General features: G+C 72.2%; 18 protein-coding genes. 6 read left to right on the top strand and 12 right to left on the bottom strand.

What is annotated here, in order from left to right; all coding sequences use genetic code 11:
• The first annotated feature begins 6 nt into the window (after positions 1 to 6).
• Positions 7 to 381, top strand: coding sequence for a VOC family protein (locus AB0K67_RS07155; protein WP_364054250.1), 375 nt, complete (start codon positions 7 to 9; stop codon positions 379 to 381).
• On the opposite strand, the gene AB0K67_RS07160 is transcribed toward AB0K67_RS07155, so the two are convergent.
• Positions 378 to 1265, bottom strand: coding sequence for a TIGR03619 family F420-dependent LLM class oxidoreductase (locus tag AB0K67_RS07160; protein WP_364054253.1), 888 nt, complete (start codon positions 1263 to 1265; stop codon positions 378 to 380). The genes AB0K67_RS07155 and AB0K67_RS07160 overlap by 4 nt on opposite strands.
• Before the next feature lie 256 nt (positions 1266 to 1521).
• Here AB0K67_RS07160 and AB0K67_RS07165 point away from each other — a divergent pair, with 256 nt between their 5' ends.
• Both AB0K67_RS07165 and AB0K67_RS07170 read left to right on the top strand, forming a co-directional pair.
• The gene (locus AB0K67_RS07165; RefSeq protein WP_364054256.1) at positions 1522 to 2379 is read left to right on the top strand and encodes an aminoglycoside phosphotransferase family protein; all 858 of its coding nucleotides are present in this window, start codon (positions 1522 to 1524) and stop codon (positions 2377 to 2379) included.
• 59 nt (positions 2380 to 2438) lie between these two features.
• Complete coding sequence (locus AB0K67_RS07170) at positions 2439 to 2690, top strand: zf-TFIIB domain-containing protein (RefSeq protein ID WP_364054259.1); 252 nt, start codon at positions 2439 to 2441, stop codon at positions 2688 to 2690.
• Between the two features lie 66 nt (positions 2691 to 2756).
• Here AB0K67_RS07170 and AB0K67_RS07175 read toward each other — a convergent pair whose 3' ends face one another.
• On the bottom strand, positions 2757 to 3620 hold the full coding sequence (locus AB0K67_RS07175; protein ID WP_364054262.1) for a hypothetical protein: 864 nt from the start codon (positions 3618 to 3620) through the stop codon (positions 2757 to 2759).
• Between the two features lie 142 nt (positions 3621 to 3762).
• Positions 3763 to 5595 (bottom strand): ATP-binding cassette domain-containing protein, encoded by a 1833-nt coding sequence (locus tag AB0K67_RS07180; protein WP_364054265.1) that lies wholly within the window; start codon positions 5593 to 5595, stop codon positions 3763 to 3765.
• A gap of 427 nt (positions 5596 to 6022) precedes the next feature.
• On the opposite strand from AB0K67_RS07180, the gene AB0K67_RS07185 reads away from it, so the two are divergent.
• Complete coding sequence (locus AB0K67_RS07185) at positions 6023 to 7783, top strand: long-chain fatty acid--CoA ligase (protein WP_364054268.1); 1761 nt, start codon at positions 6023 to 6025, stop codon at positions 7781 to 7783.
• Between the two features lie 47 nt (positions 7784 to 7830).
• On the opposite strand, the gene AB0K67_RS07190 is transcribed toward AB0K67_RS07185, so the two are convergent.
• The 4 genes from AB0K67_RS07190 to meaB all read right to left on the bottom strand — a co-directional run bounded on the left by AB0K67_RS07190 (position 7831) and on the right by meaB (position 13010).
• Positions 7831 to 8925, bottom strand: a complete 1095-nt coding sequence (locus AB0K67_RS07190; RefSeq protein ID WP_364054271.1) for an acyltransferase family protein — start codon at positions 8923 to 8925, stop codon at positions 7831 to 7833.
• On the bottom strand, positions 8922 to 9542 hold the full coding sequence (locus AB0K67_RS07195; RefSeq protein WP_364054274.1) for a TetR/AcrR family transcriptional regulator: 621 nt from the start codon (positions 9540 to 9542) through the stop codon (positions 8922 to 8924). Before AB0K67_RS07195 ends, AB0K67_RS07190 begins: the two co-directional genes overlap by 4 nt.
• A gap of 152 nt (positions 9543 to 9694) precedes the next feature.
• The gene (locus AB0K67_RS07200; RefSeq protein WP_364054277.1) at positions 9695 to 11902 is read right to left on the bottom strand and encodes a CehA/McbA family metallohydrolase; all 2208 of its coding nucleotides are present in this window, start codon (positions 11900 to 11902) and stop codon (positions 9695 to 9697) included.
• A gap of 148 nt (positions 11903 to 12050) precedes the next feature.
• Positions 12051 to 13010: a methylmalonyl Co-A mutase-associated GTPase MeaB gene (gene meaB, locus AB0K67_RS07205; RefSeq protein ID WP_364054280.1), complete on the bottom strand. Its 960-nt coding sequence runs from the start codon at positions 13008 to 13010 to the stop codon at positions 12051 to 12053.
• 110 nt (positions 13011 to 13120) lie between these two features.
• On the opposite strand from meaB, the gene AB0K67_RS07210 reads away from it, so the two are divergent.
• On the top strand, positions 13121 to 15346 hold the full coding sequence (locus tag AB0K67_RS07210) for a serine/threonine-protein kinase (RefSeq protein WP_364054283.1): 2226 nt from the start codon (positions 13121 to 13123) through the stop codon (positions 15344 to 15346).
• 52 nt (positions 15347 to 15398) lie between these two features.
• Here AB0K67_RS07210 and scpA read toward each other — a convergent pair whose 3' ends face one another.
• From scpA to AB0K67_RS07235, 5 genes are all read right to left on the bottom strand, one after another.
• The gene (gene scpA, locus AB0K67_RS07215; protein WP_364054286.1) at positions 15399 to 17543 is read right to left on the bottom strand and encodes a methylmalonyl-CoA mutase; all 2145 of its coding nucleotides are present in this window, start codon (positions 17541 to 17543) and stop codon (positions 15399 to 15401) included.
• Positions 17540 to 19285 (bottom strand): methylmalonyl-CoA mutase family protein, encoded by a 1746-nt coding sequence (locus AB0K67_RS07220; RefSeq protein ID WP_364054289.1) that lies wholly within the window; start codon positions 19283 to 19285, stop codon positions 17540 to 17542. The genes scpA and AB0K67_RS07220 overlap by 4 nt, the downstream gene beginning before the upstream one ends.
• 45 nt (positions 19286 to 19330) lie before the next feature.
• On the bottom strand, positions 19331 to 20095 hold the full coding sequence (locus tag AB0K67_RS07225) for an N-acetylmuramoyl-L-alanine amidase (protein ID WP_364054292.1): 765 nt from the start codon (positions 20093 to 20095) through the stop codon (positions 19331 to 19333).
• A gap of 81 nt (positions 20096 to 20176) precedes the next feature.
• Entirely contained in the window at positions 20177 to 21115 is a 939-nt protein-coding gene (gene mtnA / locus AB0K67_RS07230) for an S-methyl-5-thioribose-1-phosphate isomerase (RefSeq protein WP_364054295.1), read from the bottom strand.
• 35 nt (positions 21116 to 21150) lie between these two features.
• Positions 21151 to 23025 carry a TrkA C-terminal domain-containing protein gene (locus tag AB0K67_RS07235; protein WP_364054298.1) on the bottom strand — a complete coding sequence of 625 codons (1875 nt, stop codon included), beginning with the start codon at positions 23023 to 23025 and terminating at the stop codon, positions 21151 to 21153.
• A 210-nt stretch (positions 23026 to 23235) separates the two neighbouring features.
• Here AB0K67_RS07235 and AB0K67_RS07240 point away from each other — a divergent pair, with 210 nt between their 5' ends.
• Positions 23236 to 24345, top strand: coding sequence for a DUF5925 domain-containing protein (locus AB0K67_RS07240; protein ID WP_364054301.1), 1110 nt, complete (start codon positions 23236 to 23238; stop codon positions 24343 to 24345).
• Positions 24346 to 24380 lie beyond the last annotated feature (35 nt).

Raw genomic sequence — 24380 nt, forward strand, 5'->3', positions numbered from 1 at the left:
GCGAATATGAGCGTCCAGCTGAACCACACGATCGTGCCGGCCAGGGACCGGGACGCCACGGCGGACTTCCTCGTGGACGTGCTCGGCCTGGAGCCGGCGCCGGTCTACGGTCCCTTCCGCGTCGTGACGCTGAGCAACGGGGTCTCGCTCGACGTCGCGCAGGCCGGCGAGGTGCCGGCACTGCACTACGCGTTCCTGGTGAGCGAGGAGGAGTTCGATGAGATCTGGGGCCGGATCAGGGAGCGCGGCCTGACGTACTGGGCCGATCCGTACCACCGGCAGCCGGGGCGGATCAACCGCAACGACGGCGGGCGCGGGCTCTACTGGTCCGACCCCAACGGCCACAACCTGGAGATCATCACCGTGCCGTACGGCGGCTAGGGCGCGAGCGCCTCCAGCGCCTCCTCGGCCCTGCGCATCGCCTCCTTGGCGTCGGCCGAGGCGATGTCCTGGTCGAAGTTGAGGTCGTGGAAGACGTCGGTGACGCCGGCCTCGGCCAGCTCGGCCACGTCGCGGCGGATCTTGTCGTACGTGCCCGACAGCGGCCGCTCCTCGCCGGCCTCCCGCACCCGCGTCACGCCGCGCACCACGAACCTGAACGCCTCCGGGTCGCGCCCTGCCGCCGCCAGCTCCTCCTTGATCATCCGGATCCTGCCGCCGATGGCCGTCAGGTCCTCCCTGCTGGAGCTGACCCAGCCGTCGGCCAGCCGGGCGGCCCTGCGCAGCGCGACGTCGGCCGTCCCGCCGAGCAGGACGCGCGGCGGCCCCGGCTCCGGCTTGGGGTCGATGTGGGCGGGCGGCACCCGGTAGAACTCGCCGCTGTGGGCGACCACGTCGTCGGTCCACGCCCGGCGCAGCAGCTCGACGAACTCCTCGCCCCTGCGCCCGCGCCGCGCCATGTCCACGCCGCTGGCCTCGAACTCCTCCGGCAGCCAGCCCAGGCCGATGCCCGCCGTGACCCGCCCGCCCGACAGCGTCTGCAGGGTGGCGAGCTGTTTGGCCAGCAGGACCGGCGGCACGTACGCGTTGATCACGGCGACGCCGAGCCCGATGCGGCTCGTCACGCCCGACACGTGCGCCAGCGTGATCAGCGGATCGTGGACGGCGCGGTAGGTGGGCCCCATGCTGCTGCCCACCGGATAGAGCAGCCGCTGGAACGTCCACAGCTCCGCGTAGCCGAGCTCCTCTGCCCTGACGGCGACCCGGCGCACATGCTCCGGCGTGGCCCACGGCCCCGACACGGGTACGGCGAAACCAACTCTCATACGCCTAGTCTGACCGACCTGATCTCCCCTGGACAGCCGCCTGTCCGGAGCCCGGCGCCGCCCCCGCGAGCGCGACCGGGCCCTGCGGCACCGGCCCCGGCGAGCACCTCTACCAGGCGGGCCGGTGTACGTCTCCGCGCGCGGCCAGTGCATCGACGTCTTGGGGGGTCGCCCGCCTGGACGTCCGTCAAGTGCGGCAACCTGCACTGCGGCTGACCCGATGATCGTCCGCGGCGGCGGCGCATAGTCTGGAGGCGTGGGCTTGGAGGAGGAGCTGGCGGGCATCGCCGCCGCGTACGGCGGGACGGGCACGCCCGTGTGGCATCCGACGCGCACCGACGTGAGGGTCTTACGGCTGGGCGAGGTCGTGGTGAAGGCCCACTCGGCGCGCGACGACCCGGAGGCGCTGCGACCGAGGCTGCGCGCGGCGGCGAGCGCCGCGCTGAGCGGCGTGATGCTGGCCCCGCTGGAGCCCGAGGTGCTGTCGGCGGCGGGCCGCGCGGTGACGGTGTGGCCGGCCGGGCGGCCGATCTCGCAGGACGACGACCCGGGCGCGGCGCCTTGGGAGGAGGGCGCGCGGCTGCTGGCCAGGCTGCACGCCGTGCCGCTGACGCTGCTTCCTGAGCTGCCGCCCGCGGGCGGCCCGGCCAGGGCGGCGCGCGCGGTCGATCGCATGCCGGGCGACGGGCCGGTGGAGCAGCTCATCCGGCGGGCGTTCAAGGAGCTGCCCGACCCGCCGCCCGCGCCGGGGCTGCTGACGCACGGCGACTGGCACCTCGGCCAGCTCGTCCACCGCGAGCGCTGGCTGCTCATCGACGTCGACGACCTCGGTGTGGGCGACCCCGCGTGGGACCTCGCGAGACCGGCCGCCTGGTACGCCGCCGGCCTGCTCGAACCGGCCGTGTGGGAGCGGTTCCTGGGCGCCTACCTCGCCTCGGGAGGGCCCGCGCTCGGCCCAGGCGACGACCCGTGGCGGTGGCTGGACGTTCCGGCCAGGGCGCTCACCATCCAGCTCGCCGCCGCGGCCGTGGTGAACGCCGACCGCGAAGGCCGGGAACTGGACGAGGTCGAGCATTCGTTAGTCGAGGCGTGCAACAGAATCGTCAGGGCGTGACGGGGTTGCGCGCGGTAGGTTTCACTTCGAGACCTCGGAAGCCAAGGAGAACGACTTAGATGCAGTGCCCCAAGTGCCGCGGAAACATGCGGACTTATGAGCGCAACGGCGTCCACATCGAGCAGTGTGACAACTGCCGGGGTATCTTTCTCGACTACGGCGAGCTCGAGACGCTGACCAGGTTGGAGGCTCAGTACCACGCGGCGCCCCCGCCTCCGCCCGCCCCCGGCCCGGCCTGGGGTGCTCCCCACCACGGCCACTACGGTCACCACCGCCAGCGCAGCTGGGTGGGCATGCTGTTCTCCACCTGATCTGATCGTCTTCGAGGCCGCGCTCCTGCCGGGAAGCGCGGCCTTCCCCGTCTCACGAGGTCCGGATCAGCCCGGGAAGTCGTCGGGGTCCACCTGCGTGGTGCGGGCGTTGCCGCCGCTGATGGCGTGCAGCGTGAGCCGCCAGTCGTGCCAGAGGATCTGCGTCGCCGTGTACGTCGTCTTGAACTTCACGGTCTTCTCGAACCGTTCGAAGCTGCAGTCCCGGGTGAAGGCGCCGGTCTTGCCGTCCCAGTCGGTGCCGTGCGTGAAGTAGATCTTGTAGTTGCCGTCGCGCACGCCCTTGACCTTGAACGTCGCCTTCTTGCGCACGTACACGCTGAACACCTTGCTGCCGCCCCTGAGCGCGGTCACCACGGCGTCGAGGTCTCCGCCGTTGTCGATCTCCAGCGTGCTGCGGCCGTCGAGGGTGCCGCCCTTGCGGACGAACGCGCCGTTGCGCAGCCGCCGCGTGCGGCGCTCCCCGGCCTTGACGTTGACGACGTCGGCCGGGTAGTCGCCGGCGGTCTGCAGGGCGCGGCCCGCCTTGTCGAGCGCGGCCAGCTTGTCACGGAGGTCGGCGAGCACGGCCGAGGAGGTGCACAGGTCACGGGCGCCGACCTTGCCGGCCGTGGAGCCGAGCCCGGTGGCGACGTCGCGCAGGCCGGCGACGTACGCCTCGTGCTGGGCCCGCACGTCCTCGGGCGGCGTGATGGCGGCAAGCGCCTCGGCGGCGCCGCTCAGCGTCTCCTCGGCCTTGTCCACCCGCTGGCCGAGCGCCTTGAGCCCGCGCGCCTTGGCCAGCCCGGTGATCGCGTCGGTCATCGCCTTGCGCCGGCTCTGCAGCTCTTCCTTGTACGCCTCGGGCGTCAGCGCCGCCTTCGACTCGCCGCCATCGGAGGCGGTGCCGTCGCCGCCCGCGACGCCGGACACCTTCGAGTCTCCCCCGGTCGGTGACTCCCCGGCCGAGGAACACGCGCCGAGGGCGGTGACGGTAGCGAGGGCGAGAACGCAGGAAATCAACCGGGGTGTAGCCACCTGCCACACTATCTCCGGATTGATCCCTAACCGTCAATTACGATGCCGACAGTCCCTCCTCACGGTCCTGCCGCAGCCAGCGGGTGATGCCGAGCGTCTCCAGGAACGGCATGTCGTGGCTGGCCACGATCAGCGCGCCCCGGTACGCCGACAGCGCCTCGGCGAGCTGCCTGACGCTGGCCAGGTCGAGGTTGTTGGTCGGCTCGTCGAGCAGCAGGAGCTGGGGCGGCGGCTCGGCCGACAGCAACGCGGCCAGCGTCGCGCGGAAGCGCTCGCCGCCCGACAACGTGCCCGCCTGCCGCTCGGCGCGCTCCCCGCGGAACAGGAAGCGGGCCAGGCGGGCCCGTACCTCGTTGATCGAGGCCGACGGTGCCACGGCGCGGACGTTGTCCACCACGCTCAGCCGGTCGTCCAGCAGGTCGAGCCGCTGCGGCAGGTAGCGGACGGGCACGTTCGCGCCGTGGGCGACGATGCGCTTGAGCAGCGTGGTCTTGCCGGAGCCGTTGGGCCCGAGCAGCGCGATCCGCTCGGGCCCGCGCACGACCAGCCTCTCCAGCACGATCCTCCGCACCCCATCGGCCCCGTCCCCCGGCCCACCGACCCGGTCCCTCGGCCCGTCGGCCTCGCCCCTCGGCCCGTCGACCTCGCCCCTCGGCCCGTCGGCCTCGTCCGCCGGCCCATCGACCCCGTCCACCTGCCCGTCCGCGCCGTCCTGGCGCCCGCTCACGCCGTCCCGCTGTCCGTCCGCGCCGTCCGGCTGAACCGGCGGCCCGACCGGATCTGCGAGCGGACCAGAGGGCGGGGCGGGCGGGTCTAGGAGCCTGGCGGGCGGCGGGTCGAGCGGGAGGTCCAGGACGACGCGGCCCGTGGGCACCTCGGTGCCGGGCAGCTCGATGCGGATCTCCGCGTCGTCGCGCACCGCCTGTTCGGCCTCGCGCAGCCGCTCGCGCGCCTCCGCCAGCCGCTCCTCGTGCAGGGCGCGCTGTTTGCCCGCCGTCACCTGGGCCTTGCGCTTGAGCGCGCCCGCGGCCATCTTGCTCACCTTCTTGTTCTCGAACGCCTTCCTCCCGGCTCTGGCGCTCCGCTCGATCCTGGTCCGCGCCTCGATCAGCTCGCGCTGCCGGCGGCGGACCTCGCCCTCGGCCGTGCGCACGCCGCGCTCGGCGGCCTCCTGTTCGGCGGCGGCCTGCTCCTCGTACGCGCTGAGGTTCCCCCCGTACAGGCGGACGGCGCCGTCGCGCAGCTCGGCGATCTGGTCGACCAGCTCGAGCAGCGCCCGGTCGTGGCTGACGACGAGCAGCACGCCCTGCCAGGCGGTGACGGCGGCGTAGAGCCGCTGCCTGGCGTCCAGGTCGAGGTTGTTGGTCGGCTCGTCGAGCAGCAGCACGTCCGGGCGCTTGAGCAGCTGCGCGGCGAGCGCGACCATGACGGCCTCGCCGCCGGACAGCGTGCCCACGGTGCGGTCGAGCCCGACGTGGCCGAGCCCGAGGCGGTCCAGCTCGGCGCGGGCGCGCTCCTCGACGTCCCAGTCGTCGCCGATGACGGCGAAGTGCTCCTCGGCCACATCGCCGCGTTCGATGGCGTGCAGCGCCTCCCGCTTGCGGGTGATCTCCAGCAGGTCGGACACGGTACGGCCGGCGCGCAGCGGCACGGTCTGCGGCAGGTAGCCGAGCACCCCGGAGACGGTGACGGACCCCGAGCGCGGCGCCAGCTCTCCGGCGATGATCCGCAGCAGCGTGGACTTACCCGACCCGTTGACCCCGATCAGCCCGGTACGCCCGGCGGGGAAGGCGGCGTCGAGCTTGTCGAGCACAGACGTGCCGTCCGGCCAGGAAAAGGACACGTGATCTACAACAATCGAAAAGGCCATAAAAGCGGCTCCCATCACAAAAGTCGGAAATATCGCGACTTTGCGGGAATCACCGCATGCGCACGCGTCAGCGTGGAGGCTCGCAGGAAGAGCCCGCGGCCTGCGAAACGAACGACGAGGATCCGCCGGAGGTCCAGGTGACGCGCGCACGCCCAGGCGCGGCCCGCGGCAGGGCGCCCACAACGGGGTGCCCGAGTACGGGTGCTCACGGCAGGGCGGCACGGCGCGGTGCCCGCGACCTCAGATCCTCAAATCTGCTGCCCTCACAGATCGGCGACAGGACGTGGGGAGCTTACGCGAAGCCTCCGGGCCAGGCAAGACGCTCCGCCGTGGGGAGAGCACCGGCGGCGGCGTCATTGATCAGCCATCGACGGAAAGGCCGCACTCACCTTAAAGTCGGGGCCAACCACCCCCCAGGAGGTCAGGCATGTCCAGCATTCCCTCCCTGCTCCGCGACCGGATCGCGGCCACCCCCGACGCCGAGGCGTACCGTGTGCCCTCGGACGACGGGTGGGTCTCGCTGTCATGGCGCGAGGTGGGCGACCGGGTACGCGGGCTGGCCTTGGGCCTGGCGAAGCTCGGCTCCGGCCCCGGCGCCCGCGTGTCGATACTCTGCTCGACCCGTCTCGAGTGGATCCTGTGCGACCTGGCCGTGCTGGCCACCGGCGCGGCGACGACCACGATCTACCCGTCCAACACCGCGGCGGAGTCCGCGTTCATCATCAGCGACTCGGGCAGCACGATCGTCATCGCCGAGAACGACGACCAGGTCGCCAAGCTCGAGTCGGTGCGCAAGGAGCTGCCCGGCGTCAGCCATGTGATCGTCATCGACGGCACGCCCAGCGACGACGGCTGGGTGATCCCGCTCGACTCGGTCCCCGCGGACGAGGGCGACTACGACGCCATGGTGGACGCCATCGCCCAGGACGACCTGGCCACGCTCATCTACACCTCGGGCACCACCGGCCGCCCCAAGGGCGTGGAGCTGACCCACGACAACTGGCTCTACACCGCCGATGCGGTCCGCGAGATCAACCTGATCTCCCCGTCCGACCTGCACTTCCTCTGGCTGCCGCTGTCGCACTCGTTCGGCAAGCTGCTGGAGGTGGTGATGATCGGCCAGGGCGTGCCGACCGCCATCGACGGCCGCCTGGACAAGATCGCCGAGAACCTCGGCGTGCTGCGGCCCACGTTCATGGCCGCCGCACCGCGCATCTTCGAGAAGATCCACAACACGGTCGTGGCGAACATGCGCAACGAGGGCGGGCTCAAGCTGCGCATCTTCGAGTGGGCGCGCAAGACCGGCATCAGGGTCGTACGGGCCCGCCAGCGCGGCGTGCCGGTGCCGATCACCACCCGCATCGAGTACGCGCTCGCCGACCGGCTGGTCTTCGCCAAGCTGCGCGAGCGGTTCGGCGGCAGGATCCGCTACTTCATCTCGGGCGCGGCCCCGCTGTCACAGGACATCGCCGAGTTCTTCGACGCCGCCGGGCTGACCATCCTCGAGGGCTACGGCCTGACGGAGTCGTCGGCGGGCACGTTCCTCAACCGGCCGGAGTCGGTCAAGTTCGGCACGGTCGGCCTGCCGTTCCCCGGCACCGAGGTGCGCATCGCCGACGACGACGGCGAGATCCTCATCAAGGGGCGCGGCATCATGCGCGGCTATCACAACCTGCCCGAGGACACCGCCGAGGCGCTGGAGGACGGCTGGCTGCACACGGGCGACATCGGCGAGCTGGACGACGTGGGCCGGCTGCGCATCACCGACCGCAAGAAGGAGCTGATCAAGACCTCGGGCGGCAAGCACGTCGCCCCGACCTACCTGGAAGGCAAGATCAAGGCGGCCTGCCCGTACGTGTCGCACGTGTTCGTGCACGGCGACCGCCGCAACTACGTCACCTGCCTGGTCACCCTCGACATGGAGGTGGTCAGGCCGTGGGCGCAGGCCCAGTCGCTGCCGCTCGACCCCGAGGAGCTGCGCGAGCACCCGCGCATGCGGGCCGAGGTGGAGAAGGCGATCCAGCAGGTGAACGCGGGCGAGGCGAGCTACGCCACGGTCAAGAAGTTCGCCATCCTGGGCAGCGACTTCACGGTGGAGACGGGCGAGCTGACCGCCAGCCTCAAGATCAAGCGGAAGGCCGTCGAGGAGCGTTACGGCAGCGTCCTCGACGGCTTCTACGACGCTTGAGGGTTTGAGGACCTTGGGACGGTCCGCTCACGGCTGCCGGGCGCGGCTCACAGCACCCGCTTGGCGCCCGGCAGCGAGCGCACCAGGTAGGCCAGCCCCCAGCACAGCGGGAGCGCGAGCACCAGCATGATCGCGAACTTGACGATCGCGATCGCCTCCAGCGGGCGGAGCGCGTAGCCGAGCCCGACGAGCACCAGCGGGTGGACGATGTAGACGGTGAAGGCGTGCTGGGCGAGGAAGCGCCCGCGCGGCCCCTGCGTGTTGAAGCGCTCCCTGAACAGCACGGTCAGCCCGATGATCATGCTGATCGCGAAGGCCGTCTCCCACAGCGCGGTCAGCGCGGTCGAGACCATCCCGGTCGTCATGAGCGAGGCGGGCAGCACGGTCGCGGTCGACACGGCGGCCGCGATCAGCCCGATCCGGCCGGCGCGCGCGGGCAGCGAGGTGTACCAGCCGCGCCGCCAGGCCACGCATCCGGCCGCGAACATGGCGGCGTACTGCGGCAGGAAGTGGGGCGACGGCAGGCCGAGCACGGGCACGTACGAGCCGGCCGGCACCCAGATCCGCCACACGGCGGTCACCGCCGCGAGCCCCAGCGCGAACAGCACGATCTGCCGCGCCCGCAGCGGAAGGTCCCGCCGCTCGGGCAGCGGCCTGCGGGCCCGCCAGGCGGCGTAGAGCAGCGCGAAGACGATCAGCACCTCGGCGAACCACATGGGGCCCGGGTCCCAGGAGAGCAGGTAGAACTGCCAGTACGGCAGGCCGTCGAGGTCGGCGTACACGCCGGCGGTCACGATCGGGCGCAGCAGCAGGAGGAAGACGAGCAGCGGGATGCCGAGCCTGATCAGCCGGTCGCGGACGAACCCGCGCCCGCCCTTGCGCGCGTGCGAGCCCGGGGTGAAATAGCCGGAGATGAGGAAGAAGAACCCCATGAAGAACGCCTGGTTGACGACCACCAGCAGGTCCAGCAGGCCGCCGGTGGAGTCACGGGCGGGCTCCAGGTAGTACCAGACGGGGATGGTGCCGTAGGTGACCGCGACGTGGTGGGCGACCACCAGCACGGTCAGCACGATGCGCAGGTTGTCGATGGCGTAGAGCCTGAGCGTCCTTGTGGTGTCGGGGGTGGTGGTGGCGGTCGTCATGCGCGGCAGGCCCTTTCGAAGAGGTCGGCGAGCTCATTGGCGTGGGCGTCGAGGTCGTGTTCGGGGTGGGCGGCCCAGTAGGCGAACATGTTGTCGATGGCGGCCGACTGGGTGACGGCCATGACGCGGACGTCGAAGTCGCGGAACTCGCCGCTCTCCTGCCCCATCCGGTAGAAGTGCTCGAGCGTCTGGTAGATCTGCTCGCTGGTGTGCACGCCGTAGCGGGGTTTGCCGTCGGCGTCCCTGAAGTTGTGGAAGATCTCCCCGAGCGCCGCGAGCTGCGCACGGTGGCCGCGCATGTGCTCGGCCACGGCGAGGACGTACGCCCGGAGCAGCTCGGTCGCCGTGGTGAGCCCTTCCATCCTGGCCATGACGTGCTCGGCGATGCCGCCGTAGGTCCGCTCGACCACTTCCTCCATCAGTTCGTCCTTGCCGGCGAAGTGGTAGGAGATCACCCCCTTGCTGATGCCGGCGTGCTTGGCGATCCGGGCGAGCGACGCCTGGCCGTACCCCGCCTCGGCGATGACCTCGATGGCCGCGGCCACGATCTGCGCCCGCCTGGCCTCCTCGATGAACGAGCGCGACTTCTGGCCGCTCGTCCCATTTTCTGACCGCATGGCCAAAATTTAACACACTCGGCCAGAGGCTCGAATGAGCAGGGCCCGGGCATGCGAACGGGCCCGCCGTGGCGGGCCCGTCTTTTCGATGAGGCCGGCGCAGGACTCCAGGCGGCCCCAGTGGCAGGCCCGTGTCCTCGATGCGGGGCGGCTCAGGACTCCAGGCGGCTCAGGTAGACCGTCCTGGCCTGTTCCAGCAGGGACATGTGGTCGCCGAACTGGTACGGGCTCACCAGCCTCCCGTGCTGGCGGATCAGCTCCTCCAGCAGGTCAAGCCACTCCAGGCACCACAGCACGTCCTCGCGCCGCGCCACCGGCCTGCCGTCCACGTTCACGTAGACGGGGCTGGTCAGCGCGTACCCGGTGGCGGTCAGCGTGCGCGGGTGCGGCTCGCAGAGCGCCTCGGCCACCACGTACGTGGGCGCGTCCAGCGTCAGCTCCGCCGTCACCGTCAGCACGTCGTCACCGCCGTCGCGGCCGTCGGGTGCCAGCCGCTCGGCCCCGGCGCGCACGCCCTCGGCGGTGCGGATGCGGACCGCCACCACCTCGGGCCCGACGGCGGCGGCCGTGACCGTGACCCGGTCGCCCTCCGTGGCGTGGATGACGTGGCCGGGGCCGTGGCCGTTGACGTCCAGCTCAAGCCACGGGCCGGTGGTGGCGAACGTGCGGCCCGCGCGCACGGCGGCGGCGAACGAGCGCGCGGTCAGCTCGCCCTCGACCTGCGCGTAGACGCGCGCCCAGCCGGGCGGGTTCGAGTGGGTGTCGGAACGCGTGAAGGAGATCATCGCGTCCGTGCCCGCGGTGACCGCCAGCCGGTTGCCCGCGCCGATCAGCCGCCGGTAGACGGCCGCCGTGGCCGGGATGGAGGCGTGGGTGAGCACGTCGAGGCTGTCCACGAGCCCGAGCGCGGCGTCGGCGACCAGCTCGCGGGCGGTGCAGTCGCGCGGCACCGGCGAGACCACGCCGGACGGCGAGTCCCCGTCGCCGATCGCGCCGTGGAAGGGGTGGCTGTAGCCGACGAGCGCCCCGAGTCCGCGCAGCTCGCGCAGCCCGTCGGCGTTCGGCGGCCAGTCGGCGTCGTCCTCGAACCCCGTGTGATAGCGGCCGGGGGCCGAGCGCGGCGCGAAGGCGTAGATGTGGCCGAGCAGGTCGTTGCGGTACTCGACGCCCATCCTGGCCACGTGGGTGGCGTCCGACCATGGCAGGTCGCGGCCGGTCCAGTGTTCGAGCGCCTCCCTGTCGTACACGCGGCGGCCCGACACGTTGCCCGCCAGCAGGTTGAGCACGTGCAGGTCCTCACCGAGCTGCGCGGCGGCCGCGTCGGCGGGCACGGCCACCAGGTCGCCCGCCCAGTTGAGGTGGACGTGCAGGTCGCCGCCGTACCAGCCGCGGGCGGCGGCGTCGTACAGGCGGTCCGGGATCAGCTCGACGAGCTGCTCGGCGCCGGGGACCGGGGTGAGCGCCAGCTCGCGCTCGCCGTACTCCATGCCCCTGGCCACCCGCACGGTCAGCGGCAGGCAGGGGACCTCCACCACGAGGTCGTCGCCGTGGAAGTACGGGCGGCCGTGGTAGTCGTAGCGGTGCGGCACGCCGGACGGGAACCAGCCGCTGCCGTCCTCGGCCACCACGCTCCACCGGCACGGCAGCCCCGCCGACAGGCGCAGCCTGGCCGCGCGCACGGGACGCAGCAGGCTGTCCAGGCGTACGCGCTCGCCGCCCACCACGATCACGCTGTCCTGGTCCGCCTCGACCAGCCAGGCGCCGCGCGGCGCGAGCACCCGCCGGGTGTCGTCCACGCTGACCGTGCAGGGCTCGTCGCGCCTGGAGTCGAACAGCAGCGAGATCCGCTCTACCCCGCGTCCCGGCAGCGGCGCCCGCTCCCCCTGCCAGGGTGCGGCGGAGCCTCCCCGCCCGGCCGCCTCGGCAGGTTTCCCGCCCGCCTCCACCTCCGCAAGCCGCCCGCCCGCCTCCGCACGCCTCCCCGCCGTGTCCTCTGCGGTGACCAGCACTGTGCGCGGCGCGCCCTCCAGCGAGACCGCGCCTGGCCCGATGCGGACGGCGACGAGGTGTCCCGGCAGCTCCCCGTCGAGGGTGTCGCGCAGGACGCGGTCGTAGTCGGGCTCGGCGAGCCGGGCGGCGAGCCGGTCACATGGCTCGCCCGGATGTTCGTCCGCCACGGCCTGGTGGACCAGGCTCCAGAAGCGGTCGAAAAGCGCAGGCGGCAGAACCTTCCGCCGGGCGAAGAACTTCACGTAATGGATCTCCGGTTCTCCCCAGGTGATGCCGTGGCGGTCGAGGAGGCGGCCGTACTCCTCGAGCTCGTCGGTCACCCTTCCGGGCAGCATCGAATCCGCACCCATGTGCGCCCCTCCCCCACGTCGGTTGCGCGCCATCGTGGCACGGATCACACGGCGGTTTCGCCGGGCCGGAGCGGGGCGGAGGGGGAATCCTCATCCCCGGGAGAGGTATCTCAACCTGAGGGGTTCCGATGCTGCTCCGCCTGCCGGATCAGGATCGGGTGAATGCGGACAGAATGCGCTCCGCGGCCAGCGCGGGGGTCACCTCCCCCGCCAGCACCGCGCGCTCGACCTCCGCGCTGATCTCCGCCACCCGGGGGTGCGTGCGCAACTCGGCGAGCAGCCGGTCGCGCACCAGCGCCCAGGTCCAGTCCACCTGCTGGCGGCGGCGCTTGGCGGCCAGGTCGAGGCCGTCCTGGTGGGCGAGCACCTTCTCCCAGACCTCGTCCAGCCCCTCGCCGGTCAGCGCGCTGCAGGTCAGCACGGGCGGCGGGGCCGAGTCCGTACGCAGCATGCGCAGCGCGCCCGCCAGCTCGCGCGCCGCCTTCTTGGCGGGCAGCGCGTACTCGCCGTCGGCCTTGTTGACCGCAATGACGTCGGCCAGCTCCAGCACGCCCTTCTTGATGCCCTGGAGCTGGTCGCCGGTGCGGGCCAGGGTGAGCAGCAGGAACGTGTCCACCATGTCGGCCACCGTGGTCTCCGACTGCCCGACGCCGACGGTCTCCACCACGACGACGTCGAAGCCGGCCGCCTCCACCACGACCATGGCCTCCCTGGTGGCCTTGGCCACGCCGCCGAGGGTGCCGGAGGTGGGCGAGGGCCGGATGAAGGCGCCGGGGTCGGCGGCCAGGCGGGCCATGCGGGTCTTGTCGCCGAGGATGCTGCCGCCCGTCCTGGTGGACGACGGGTCCACGGCCAGCACGGCGACCTTGTGCCCCTCGCCGGTCAGCTTCGTGCCGAGCGCGTCGATGAACGTGGACTTCCCCACACCCGGCACGCCGGACACGCCCACCCTGCGGGCCTGCCCGGTCAGCGGGGTCAGCTCGACGAGCAGCCGCTGCGCGAGCGCGTTGTGATCGGCCCTGGTCGACTCGACCAGCGTGATCGCGCGGGCGATCCACGTACGGGAACCGGCTCGCACGCCCCGGACGTAGTCCTCCAGCGAGTGCACCCCACCACCCCTTTCTTCGCAGTTGATGAGCCTAACTTCTGACAAATGTTGACTTTTGCCAGTAGGGTGCTGGAGTTCGTTTCACAGCCGTCACAGGAGTCACTCCCCTCATGCCCAACGTCGAACCCCTCCGCGAGGGCGACCCGGCAGCGGTGGGGCCCTACCGGCTGGTCGGACGCCTCGGCGCGGGCGGCCACGGTGTCGTCTACCTCGGCCAGGCACGCAACGGAACCCCGGTCGCCGTCAAGCTGCTGCGCGAGGGCCTGGCCGTGGACGACCGCCTGGCCGCGGCCGTCGCCGCCGCGCGCAAGGTCGAGCCGTTCTGCCTCGCGCGGGTGCTCGACGCCTCGACCAGCGGCAGGCCGTACATCGTCTCCGAGTACGTGGACGGGCCCTCGTTGCAGCAGGCGGGCCGGCGCGGCGGCGCGGAGCTGCAGCGGCTCGCCGTGGCCACCGCGACCGCGCTCGACGCCATTCACCAGGCCGGCGTCGTGCACGGCGACCTCACGCCGTCCAACGTGCTGCTCGGCCCCGACGGCGCGAAGCTCGTGGACTTCGGCATCGCCGCGGTGCTCGGCTCGGGCATGAAGGCCACCAGCAACATCGTGGGGACGCCCGCGTACATGGCGCCCGAGCAGCTCGCCGGGCGGCCGGTGGGCGCGGCGGCCGACGTGTTCTCGTGGGCCTCGGTCATCGTGTTCGCGGCCACCGGCGTGCCGCCGTTCGGCGACGACGCGCTGCCCGCCGTGATCAACCGCATCCTGCACGACGAGCCGGAGCTCGGTGAGCTGGAGCGGCCGCTGCGCGACGTCGTCACCGCCTGCCTGGCCAAGGACCCGGGCGCGCGGCCGTCCATGCGTGACGTGCTGCTCAAGCTGACCTCGCCCTCCCGGCGCACCCTGGCACCGCACGCCGCCCCGGACGCCTACGACACACCCGACCGGCAGAACGTGCCGCCGTTGCCGCGCCGCCGTCCCGCCGAGGCCACCACCCGCGACTTCGGCTCCGCCGCCGCCCAGGACGCCCCTTCTGACCGGCCGGGCGCGGCCCAGGCCGCAGAGGCCCACGCTGCGGGCGGGCACCCGCGTGACGCCCATGGCGCGGCCCGTTCGGACGACGCCCAGGCTCATGGGGGCGAGCGCTCCCGCGAGGAGCGGCGCGGGCCCGAGCAGGGCGGGCACGACGTGAGCGCCCAGAACGGCCAGACGGCCGCGTCGTTGCAGGCGCTGTTCGACCTGTCGTCGCCGGTGGAGCCGCCCTCCGGCGCCCGGGACCGGCGAGGGAGCGCCGTGCCGCTGGGCGCGCCGGTCGCCTTCGACGCGCCGCCGGCAGGTACGCGATCGCCCCGCGACCACGCCGGCTCCGGTGGCGGGGCGGGTGCCCACGGCTTCGAGCCGGCGTCTGCGCGCCCCGGCTTCGGGGACAGGACGGGCGGGTCGGGCCCGGCCGCTGGAGGCTCCGGCTCGACCGGGTTCGGCGCTGCGGCGGGCGGCCCGGGTTCGTCGGCGGGCGGCTCCGGCTCTGCGTCCGCCGGGTTCGGCGCTCCGGCGGGCGGGTTCGCAGGCGCGCCCGGCGCGACGGGCAGCCTGATCGCCGCCGTCGGCCAGGGCACCACGGGCGGCACGGCGGCGAGCGGCCAGGAGAGCGGTCAGGGAACCGGGGACGGCGGGGACGGCCAGGAGCGGCCCGCGGCCCGTCCGTCGCGGCGGCGCCGGGTCAAGACGCTGGCCATCGCGGGCGTCTCCGGTGTGTCCGTATGCGTGCTGGGCGCCGCGATCATCTGGCTCACCCCGACCGAACCCACCCCGAAGACGGGGAATGTGCCCGCCACCAGCAACGTCCCCACCACACCTGCGGCCACCCGGCCCGCCACCGCGCCGGCCGAGCCGCCGTCGTCCGAGGAGCAGCCGGCCGAGGAGTCGTCGGATGCGGGCGCCCAGCGGTCCACCGCCGGCCCGGATGTCACCGCGTCCACGCTCCCGGCCGACGACCGCAAGACGCAGACCGCGTCGAACGCGACGAACCGGCTGCGCCTCGTCTACGTGCGCGCGGGCGGCACCAGGACCGGCGACTGCTGGTCGGGCGGCCAGGTGACGCTGCAGGCGCTGGTGCGGCGCAGCGGCGCGGCGACGACGTTCAGCTACACCTGGCTGGTCGACGGCACCGCGATCGGCCGCTCCTCGGCGGTGATCTCGGCGAACGGCGAGCGCTACCTCGCCGCGCCCCGCACCCTGCGCAGCACCGGCGGCGTGCACCGCGTGACGCTGCGCATCACCGCGCCGGTGGCCGTCGAGCGCACGGTCTCGGTCCCGATGTGCGAGCAGGGCACCTACTGACGCCCGCCGCCTGAGCCGCCAGGACCGGCGGCGCTTCGGGGGCCGCGCCCGGCTAGTGGCGCTTGCTGAGCTGCTCCAGGAGGTCCAAGGCGGCGTCGGCGATGACGGTGCCGGGCGGGAAGATGGCGGCGGCGCCTGCGGCGCGCAGCGCGTCCTCGTCGCCGGGCGGGATGACGCCGCCGACGACGATCATGATGTCGGAGGCGTCGAGCGCGGCGAGCGCGTCGCGCAGCGCGGGCACCAGCGTGAGGTGCCCGCCGGCCAGCGTCGAGACGCCGACGATGTGCACGTCGGCCTCGACCGCCTGCCTGGCGACCTCCTCAGGGGTCTGGAACAGCGGGCCGACGTCGACGTCGAAGCCGAGGTCGGCGAAGGCGGTGGCGATCACCTTCTGGCCGCGGTCGTGGCCGTCCTGCCCCATCTTGGCGACCAGGATGCGCGGCCTGCGCCCCTCGGTCTCGGCGAAGGCGTCGCAGGCGCGGCGGGCCCGCTCGATGCCGGCGGCCTGGCCTGACTCGTCGCGGTACACGCCAGTGATCGTACGCACCGGCTCGGCGTGCCGCCCGAACACCTTCTCCAGGGCCTCGGAGATCTCGCCCACGGTGGCCTTGGCGCGGGCGGCGTCCACGGACAGCTTGAGCAGGTTGTGCTCCAGGCCGGGCGCGGGGTGCGAGGCGGCCTTGGTGAGCGCGTCGAGAGCGCGCCGCACGGCGTCGGGGTCGCGTTCGGCCTTGAGCCGGGCGAGTTTTTCGAGCTGGCTCGCGCGTACGGCGCTGTTGTCGACCTTGAGCACCTCGATGTCGCGGTCCTCGTCGGCCCGGTACTTGTTGACGCCGATCACCGGCTGCCTGCCGGAGTCGATGCGGGCCTGCGTACGGGCGGCGGCCTCCTCGATGCGCAGCTTGGGCAGCCCCGCCTCGATGGCCTTGGCCATGCCGCCGGCCTCCTCGACCTCCTGGATGTGCTGCCAGGCGCGGGCGGCGAGGTCGTGGGTGAGGCGTTCGACGTAGTAGGAGCCGCCCCACGGGTCGATGACGTGCGTGGTGCCGGACTCCTGCTGCAGGAGGAGCTGGGTGTTGCGGGCGATGCGGGCGGAGAAGTCGCTGGGCAGGGCGAGCGCCTCGTCGAGGGCGTTGGTGTGCAGCGACTGGGTGTGGCCCTGGGTGGCGGCCATGGCCTCGACGCAGGTGCGGGCGACGTTGTTGAAGACGTCCTGGGCGGTCAGCGACCAGCCGGAGGTCTGGCTGTGCGTACGCAAACTGAGCGACTTGGGGTTCTTCGCCCCGAACTGCGAGACGAGTTTGGCCCACAGCAGCCGGGCGGCGCGCAGCTTGGCGACCTCCATGAAGAAGTTCATGCCGATGCACCAGAAGAACGACAGCCGGGGCGCGAACCGGTCGATGTCGAGCCCGGCGGCGGTGCCCGCGCGCAGGTATTCGACGCCGTCGGCGAGCGTGTAGGCCAGCTCCAGGTCCAGCGTGGCGCCGGCTTCCTGGATGTGATAGCCGGAAATACTGATGGAATTGAATTTCGGCATCTTTTCGCTCGTATAAGCGAAAATATCCGAAATAATGCGCATCGACGGCGCCGGTGGATAGATGTAGGTGTTGCGGACCATGAACTCCTTGAGGATGTCGTTCTGAATGGTCCCCGCGAGCTGCTCGGGCGCGACGCCCTGCTCCTCCGCCGCCACGATGTAGAGGGCCAGGACGGGCAGCACCGCGCCGTTCATGGTCATGGACACCGACATGCGGTCGAGCGGGATGCCCTCGAAGAGCTGCCGCATGTCGTAGATCGAGTCGATCGCGACCCCCGCCATGCCCACGTCGCCCGCGACGCGCGGGTGGTCGGAGTCGTAGCCGCGGTGCGTGGCCAGGTCGAACGCCACCGACAGGCCCTTCTGCCCGGCCGCCAGGTTGCGCCGGTAGAAGGCGTTGGAGTCCTCGGCGGTGGAGAAGCCGGCGTACTGGCGGATGGTCCACGGCTGGTTGACGTACATGGTGGGGTACGGCCCGCGCAGGTACGGCGGCGCGCCCGGGTAGGTGCGCAGGAAGTCGAGCCCGTCCAGATCGGCGGCGGTGTAGAGCGGCTTGACCGCGATGCCCTCGGGCGTCTCCCACACCTCGCCGTCCGGCTCGGGGGCCCCTGCGGGCTCGGGCAGGGGGCCGAGCGGGATGCCGGAGAAGTCCGGGATCATCGGGTCACCTCCAGGTCGTCGAACGTCTCGCGGAGCACGGCCGGCACGTCGCAACCGGCGTAGAGGTTCGCGTCCACCCCCTCGTAACGTCCCTTCCCCGCCAGCCACACCTTCTTCGCCCCGGCCCTGCGCAGCGCGGCCGCGACGGAGACGGCGTGCTGCTCGTAGAGCCGGTCGGTGGAGCACAGGCAGGCGACGGAGGTGCCGCTGGCGGCGAACGCGGCGGCGATCTCCTCGGGGTCGGTGCCGGGCCCCGCGGTCTCGACGGCGAGGCCGCCCGCCTGGAACAGGTTGGCGGCGAACGTGGCCCGCGCGCTGTGGGCGGCCAGGGGGCCGATCGTGGCCAGGAACACCGTGGGCCGCTCGGGCTGGGCGTCGGCGAGGTCGCGCAGCCGCTCGTACGGCTCGGCGTACCGGATCCTCGGCAGCCCGGACCCGGACTCGCGCGGCACGGGCGCGCTAGCGCGGCGCAGCGGCTTCTCGGCCGGGTCGGGGAACTCGCTCACCCCGGTGATGGGGAAGCGGCGGTGCGCGATGTCGTCGTCGCGGCGCGCGCGGGTGGCGGCGATGCGCTCGGCGATCAGCGTCCCCGCCTCCAGGATGCCGCCGGCCGCCTCGATCTCCTGGAAGAAGGACCACGCGGCGGAGGCGAGGTCGGCGGTGCGGCGTTCGACGTACCAGGAGCCGCCGGCCGGGTCGATGACGCGCCCGAGCCCCGACTCCTCGAGCAGCAGCGACTGGATGTTGCGGGCGAGCCGCCTGGAGAAGTCGTCGGGCAGCCCGAGGCAGGCGTCGAACGGCTGCACGGTGATCGCCGCGGCCCCGCCGACCCCGGCGCCGAAGCAGGCCAGGGTGGTGCGCAGCAGGTTCACCCACGGGTCGCGGACGGTCATCATGGCCGAGCCGGTGACGGCGTGCTGCAGCTGGCCGCCCGCGCCGGGCGCGCCGCAGACCTCGGCGACCCTGGCCCACAGGCGGCGCGCGGCCCGCAGCTTGGCGATGGTGGCGAACTGGTCGGCGGTGGCGGCGTACCGGAACTCGATCTGCCCGAGCGCCTGTTCGGCGCTGAGCCCGGCAGCGGTGAGCGCGCGCAGCTCGGCGACGCCCGCCGCGATCGAGCAGGCCAGCTCCTCGGCGTCGCTGCCGCCCGCGTCGTGGTACGGCGTGGCGTCCACGGTCACGGCCCGCAGCCCCGGATGCCGCTCCAGGCAGCGCTGCGCCAGCTCGGCACCGCCGGTGCCGCGCGCCGCCGAGGCGCCCAGGTTGCCGGACGGCTCGACGCCGCGCTCGGCGGCCAGCGCGAGCAGGGCCTCGGCGGCCTCGGGGGTCTGCTCCCCCGCTTCCAGGACGATGGGCGCGAGGTCCAGGTAGACGTCCTTGAGCACGGTGCCGAGCGCGCTCACCGGGATGGCGCCGTCGCCGACGACCAGCCAGAGCGAGGTGACGCCGTTCTCCAGGTCGGCGAGCACGGCATCGGGGTCGGGCACGGCGTGCCGCTGCCGCACGTCCCAGCCGCCGCGCACGCGCGAGCCCCGCACGTAGGGGGCGGCTCCGGGGCGGCCGGGGTCGCCGGGCAGGTCGTTCGCGTCGTAGAGCGGCGCGATCGTCAGCCCGTCGTACGTCGTCCTGGACAGCGCCTGCTCCGGGGAGTCCGTCTCGATCCCCGACTTGCGCAGCACCTGCGCGGCCAGCGCCCGCCAGTCGTCCCGTGAGGTGGGAGCGAACCCCGCTGCCAGTTCCATGGTTCGGATAGTAGGCGGAACCCCCCGAACCCAGTAACCCCGGGTCTAACCCTCCCAGGTCAGGCGCCAGGTGATCGGTCCCACGATGCCGTCGGCGGTCACGCCCTGCTGCCGCTGGAAGCGGCGGCACACGTCGCGCGACTGCGGTCCGTACGCGCCGTCGACGTCCAGCTCCCAGCCGCGCCGCCGCATCTGCGACTGCCAGGTGAGCACGTCCTCGCCGTGCATCACGGGCGGGTAGCCGAGCAGCCGTCCGGGGAACGGCGGAGCCGCAGGAGGGCCGCCGCCCTCGTCGCCGCCGGCCGGGCGGGGCGCGCCGCGCCGCACCCAGGCGTAGAGGGGCTCGCCGGGGCAGTCGGTGGCGTAGCCGTCGCGGTGGCCCTTGATCTCCTTGCCGGCGCTGCCGTTCCGCCGGACGAACTCGATGGCGTCGACGATGGCGTGCAGCACGCCGTCGGGCGGGCGGACCAGGCCGGCGTTGCCGACCAGGCCGAGCACGGCGTAGTGGCCGGCGTTCAGCCCCGGGCCGTTGGCGGCGGGCAGGTGGTGCAGGCCCCGGCCCTCGAACACCTTGCGGTGCGGGCAGGCGACGTAGCTGTAGCCGATGTCGATCCAGCCGTTGCCGTCCATGTGGTAGGCCTGGATGGAACGTACCAACGCCACGCAACGGGCATGGTCGGACACGATGGCCTCGTCGACCCTGCCGCCCGTGTAGTGGACCTTGACTCCTTTGGTGGAGTCGAGCTGTGTGTAGTCGCCGCGCGGGGCGCGGGCGTTCCATTCGCGCCTTAACACCAGGTCGATGGCCACCGTGAGCTCCGAGATTCGCTGTCTTGGCAACTGAGCGTAACCCGGAGGGCGCGGACCGGTCAGGGGATCGGCGATATTCCTTTACGGTCTGATGACCCGCTGCTCGGTCACGATCGCGGTGATGAGGTCGTGGGGCGTCACGTCGAAGGCCGGGTTGAGCGCCTGCGTGCCCTCGGGGGCGATGCGCACGCCGCGGATGGAGACGATCTCCTCGGCCCCGCGGTCCTCGATCTCGATCTTGTCGCCCGACGGGGTGTCGGGGTCGATCGTGGACTCGGGCGCGACCACGATGAACGGCACGCCGGCCCGCTCCGCGCCGAGCGCCAGCGCGTACGAGCCGATCTTGTTGGCGGTGTCGCCGTTGGCGGCGATGCGGTCGGCGCCGATGAGCACCGCGTCGACGTCGGCCTGCGCCAGCAGGTAGGGGCCCGCGGAGTCGGCGATGAGCCGGTGGGGCGCGCCCATCCTGGCCAGCTCCCAGGTGGTGAGCCGGGCGCCCTGCAGCAGCGGCCGGGTCTCCAGCACCAGCACCTCGGCCAGCCGCCCGCGCTCGTGCAGCGTCTGCACGACGCTGAGCGCGGTGCCGCGCTCGACGGCGGCGAGCCCGCCGGTGTTGCACACGGTCATGACGCGCAGGCGGTCGCCTTCGAGCAGGTCGGCGCCGCGCTCGCCCATGGCCCTGCTGGCGGCCAGGTCGTCGTCGCGTACGCGCAGGGCGGCGGCCAGCACGGCCTCACGGCCCTCGCTCAGGTGGGCGGCCGCCTGGTCGACGCCCCAGGCGAGGTTGACCGCGGTGGGCCGGGCGGCGCGCAGCGCGGCGATCTGGTCGGGGTCGCCGTCGGCCAGCACGACGCCGAGCGCCCCCGCCACGCCGAGCGCGGGCGCGCCGCGCACCGCCAGCCGCTGAATGGCGTCGATCAGCTCGGCGACGGTGTGGATGCGCAGCGTGACGCACTTGTCGGGCAGCAGGGTCTGGTCGATGATCTCGACGGCGCCGTCCACCCAGTCGATGGTCCTCACGGCAGAAACGCTAACCCAATCTCTCGTTGCGGCAATCAGCGTTCGGACAGCACGATGACGGAGTCGCGCTCGCCCAGCACGATCGGCTTCCTCTTGTCGGGGTTGAGGACGATGCCGTAGTGCGGCGGATCGTTCCTGGCGCTGTTGTCGCGGTAGCCGATGGCGGTCTCGCCCCTGCGCCGCGCGGCCTCCACGACGGTGGAGAACGACACCTCCACGCCCGTCTTCACGTAGTCGGTGGCCGGGCGCGGGTAGATCTCCGAGCCGCGCGAGTCGAAGAGGTAGGAGAACACCTCGGCCAGGTGCCGGTTCTCGGCGAGCTGGGCGAGCAGCAGGCCGATGACCGTGTTGCTGATCACGATGTCGTCGGCCTCGGTGACCTCGGCCAGGGCGCGGTTGTTCTCGTCGTGCATCTCGCTGACGATCGAGTAGTGCTCGCCGAGCGTCTTTTGCATGTCGCGCAGCTGCAGCAGCGTCATGAGCGTGCGGGTGTCGGCGTGGTGCGGGTCGAAGCGGTCGTCGGAGAGCACGATGACGTGCTGGAACAGGCCGACGCCGAGCGCCTCCAGCGCGAACCTGTCGGTGGTGTCGCAGTCCTTGACGTTGACGGTGAGGTTGCGCAGGCCCGTGAGCTCCATGGCGGCCTTGGGGTGGTCGGTCGCGACCTCCAGCACCGAGCCGGGGGCGACGTAGCCGTCGAGGTAGCGGATGATCTGCTCGGCGCGGCCGTTCCAGTTGAGCAGCAGCGTGCGCTCGGGCTCGGTGGGCGCCTTCTCCGACGCGATGATCGCCGCCTCCTCGATGTGCGGCTCGTCGGCGGCCAGCCGGACGTGGGAGTCGTCGTTGGCGATGACGATCACCTGGTCGTCGGCGTTGATGACGGTGTCGAACGGCGGGTTGAGCACGACGCCGGTCGGGCGGCGCAGGCCGATCACGGAGGCGGTCTCGTACGCGTGCAGCGCCTCTCCGTACGTGACGCCGATGAGCTTCTTCGGGGTGCGCAGGTAGATCTCGCCGCCGTCGAAGTTCAGCAGGTCCATGCAGACCACGGACATGCCGGACTGGCGGGACGACTGCACGATCAGGCGGGAGGCGGTGTCGTCGGAGTCGACCAGGTGCACGTCGTCACCACCGGCCAGGCGGGCGGCGGCCATGTTGCGGCTGGAGGTGAGTGCGGCCACCACGGGCGGGCGGATGCCCTCGCGCTTGGCCAGCGCGAGCAGGATCTTGATGACGTGGGCGTCGGGGTCGTCGCGCTCGGGCGAGAGCACGACAACGGAGCGGGCGGTGGCGAGGTTCATCAGCTCCAGGTCGCGCGGCTCGGTCGGGCGTCCCGTACGGCAGACGACGCGGGTGTGGCCGAGGTCGCCGAGCCGCTCGCGGATCTCCTCCTCCATCTCCAATTTGTCACGTTCCGCGAGAATCGAGATGACGGAGTGCTTCTGGCTGGCCTGGGCCTTGGCCAGCTCGGAGATGATCGTGAAGACCTGGTCGGACCAGCCGAGGATCACCGTGTGCCCCGATTCCACGATCCGCGAGCGCCCTCTGCGCAGCCGGTCCACCTTCTGCTTCAACCCGTTGGACAGCAGACCGACGAGCATGCTGACGATGAACAACCCGCCGAGCGACATCGCGAACATGACCGCCACGTACGCGAACGAGCCCTCGTCGCTGGCCACCTTGCCCGGGCTGAGCGCGTGCATGAGGGCGATCCACGCCACCTCGCCGGCGTGCTGCACACCTTCGGGCTCGTTGGGGGCCAGCCACAGCGTCAACCCGGTCACGACCACGATGAGCGCGAGCGACACGATCGCCAGCCACCCGATGAGCGAGGCCGTGCCCTTCGACATGGTGTTGTCGAACCAGTACCTCGCCCGCTCGCGGAACGTGACTTTCGACACTTCCCCCATACCTCCGCTTAAGCACTGATTTACCCGACGTCACAAGGTACCGGGCGATGTTGGTCTACGCATGGCGAAGCGCTCCGAATCCCCTACGCCATAGGGGCTGGCGCGCCCGGCCCCCTCCTCATCACCCGGCCGGGTACGCTCAGAGGGATATACGTGTCCCCAGCCGAAAACTCGTCGACATACGGCCCCGAGACGGAGATCATCAACGGTATGTCTGTGATCAAGGAGGTGCCGTTCCCCAGCCCGGACTCCTCTGAGCTCCCGATGAACATCTGGATCGACGACGCCGACTCCGCCATCGACGTGATCGACGCGCTGGCGCTGTCGCCGTTCGCGACAGGCGTGCAGCCGTGGTCGCGCCTGGCCAACCTGGAGCGCGTACGCCCTGACGCCCCGCTCGCCCCCGCCGGCGGCCGGGTGCTGCGCACCGCCCGGGTCGAGGACGGCCCGGAGTCGAAGCTCATCTGCGGAGACGGCTGGACGCTGCGGGTCGTGCGCCACCGCAACCGGACGGCGACGGTCAGCGTGACCGCGGTCAACGAGGACCTCGCCCAGAGCGTGCTCGCGGAGAGCATCGAGGGGGCGGAAGAGCCCGTACCAGAAGCCGATCACGTGGAGATGGGCTTCTGGTGGCGCGGCATGCACGGCGGCACCCGGTCCGAGAAGCCGATCACGGCGCAGCCCTGGTCGGAGATCAGCGGCAACTACTCGGCCAAGATCCGCCCCGCGCTCGACCGGCTCATGTCGATCACGCCTGAGGACGTCAACGGCCGCCTCATCCTGCTGCACGGCGAGCCCGGCACCGGCAAGACCACGCTGCTGCGCACCCTCGCCAAGCAGTGGCGCGACTGGTGCCAGGTCGACTGCGTGCTCGACCCCGAGCGGCTGTTCAACGAGCCCGGCTACCTCATGGAGGTCGCCGTCGGCTACGACACCGACGAGGAGTCCCAGCGCTGGCGGCTGCTCGTACTCGAAGACTGCGACGAGCTCATCAGCTCCGGCGCCAAGGCGCAGGCGGGCCAAGGGCTCTCCCGGCTGCTCAACCTCACCGACGGGCTGCTCGGGCAGGGCCGCGACGTGCTCGTCGCGATCACCACGAACGAGGACCTCGCCCGCCTCCACCCCGCCGTCGTCCGCCCCGGCCGCTGCCTGGCGCAGCTGGAGGTGGGGCCGCTGAGCAAGGAGGAGGCGATCGCGTGGCTCGGCACGTCCGAGGGCGTCGGCCCGTCGGGCGCCACCCTGGCCCAGCTGTATGCGCTGCGCGCGGGCCGCGAGATCACCCCGACGCCCGGCGACGAGTCGACCGGCCTCTACTTGTAACGGCCGGTTTCGGGGGCACAAGGCGTGCGCCCCCG

Origin of the sequence: Nonomuraea sp. NPDC052634 (assembly GCF_040678535.1) — a bacterium.
GTDB classification, from domain to species: Bacteria; Actinomycetota; Actinomycetes; order Streptosporangiales; family Streptosporangiaceae; genus Nonomuraea; species Nonomuraea fastidiosa.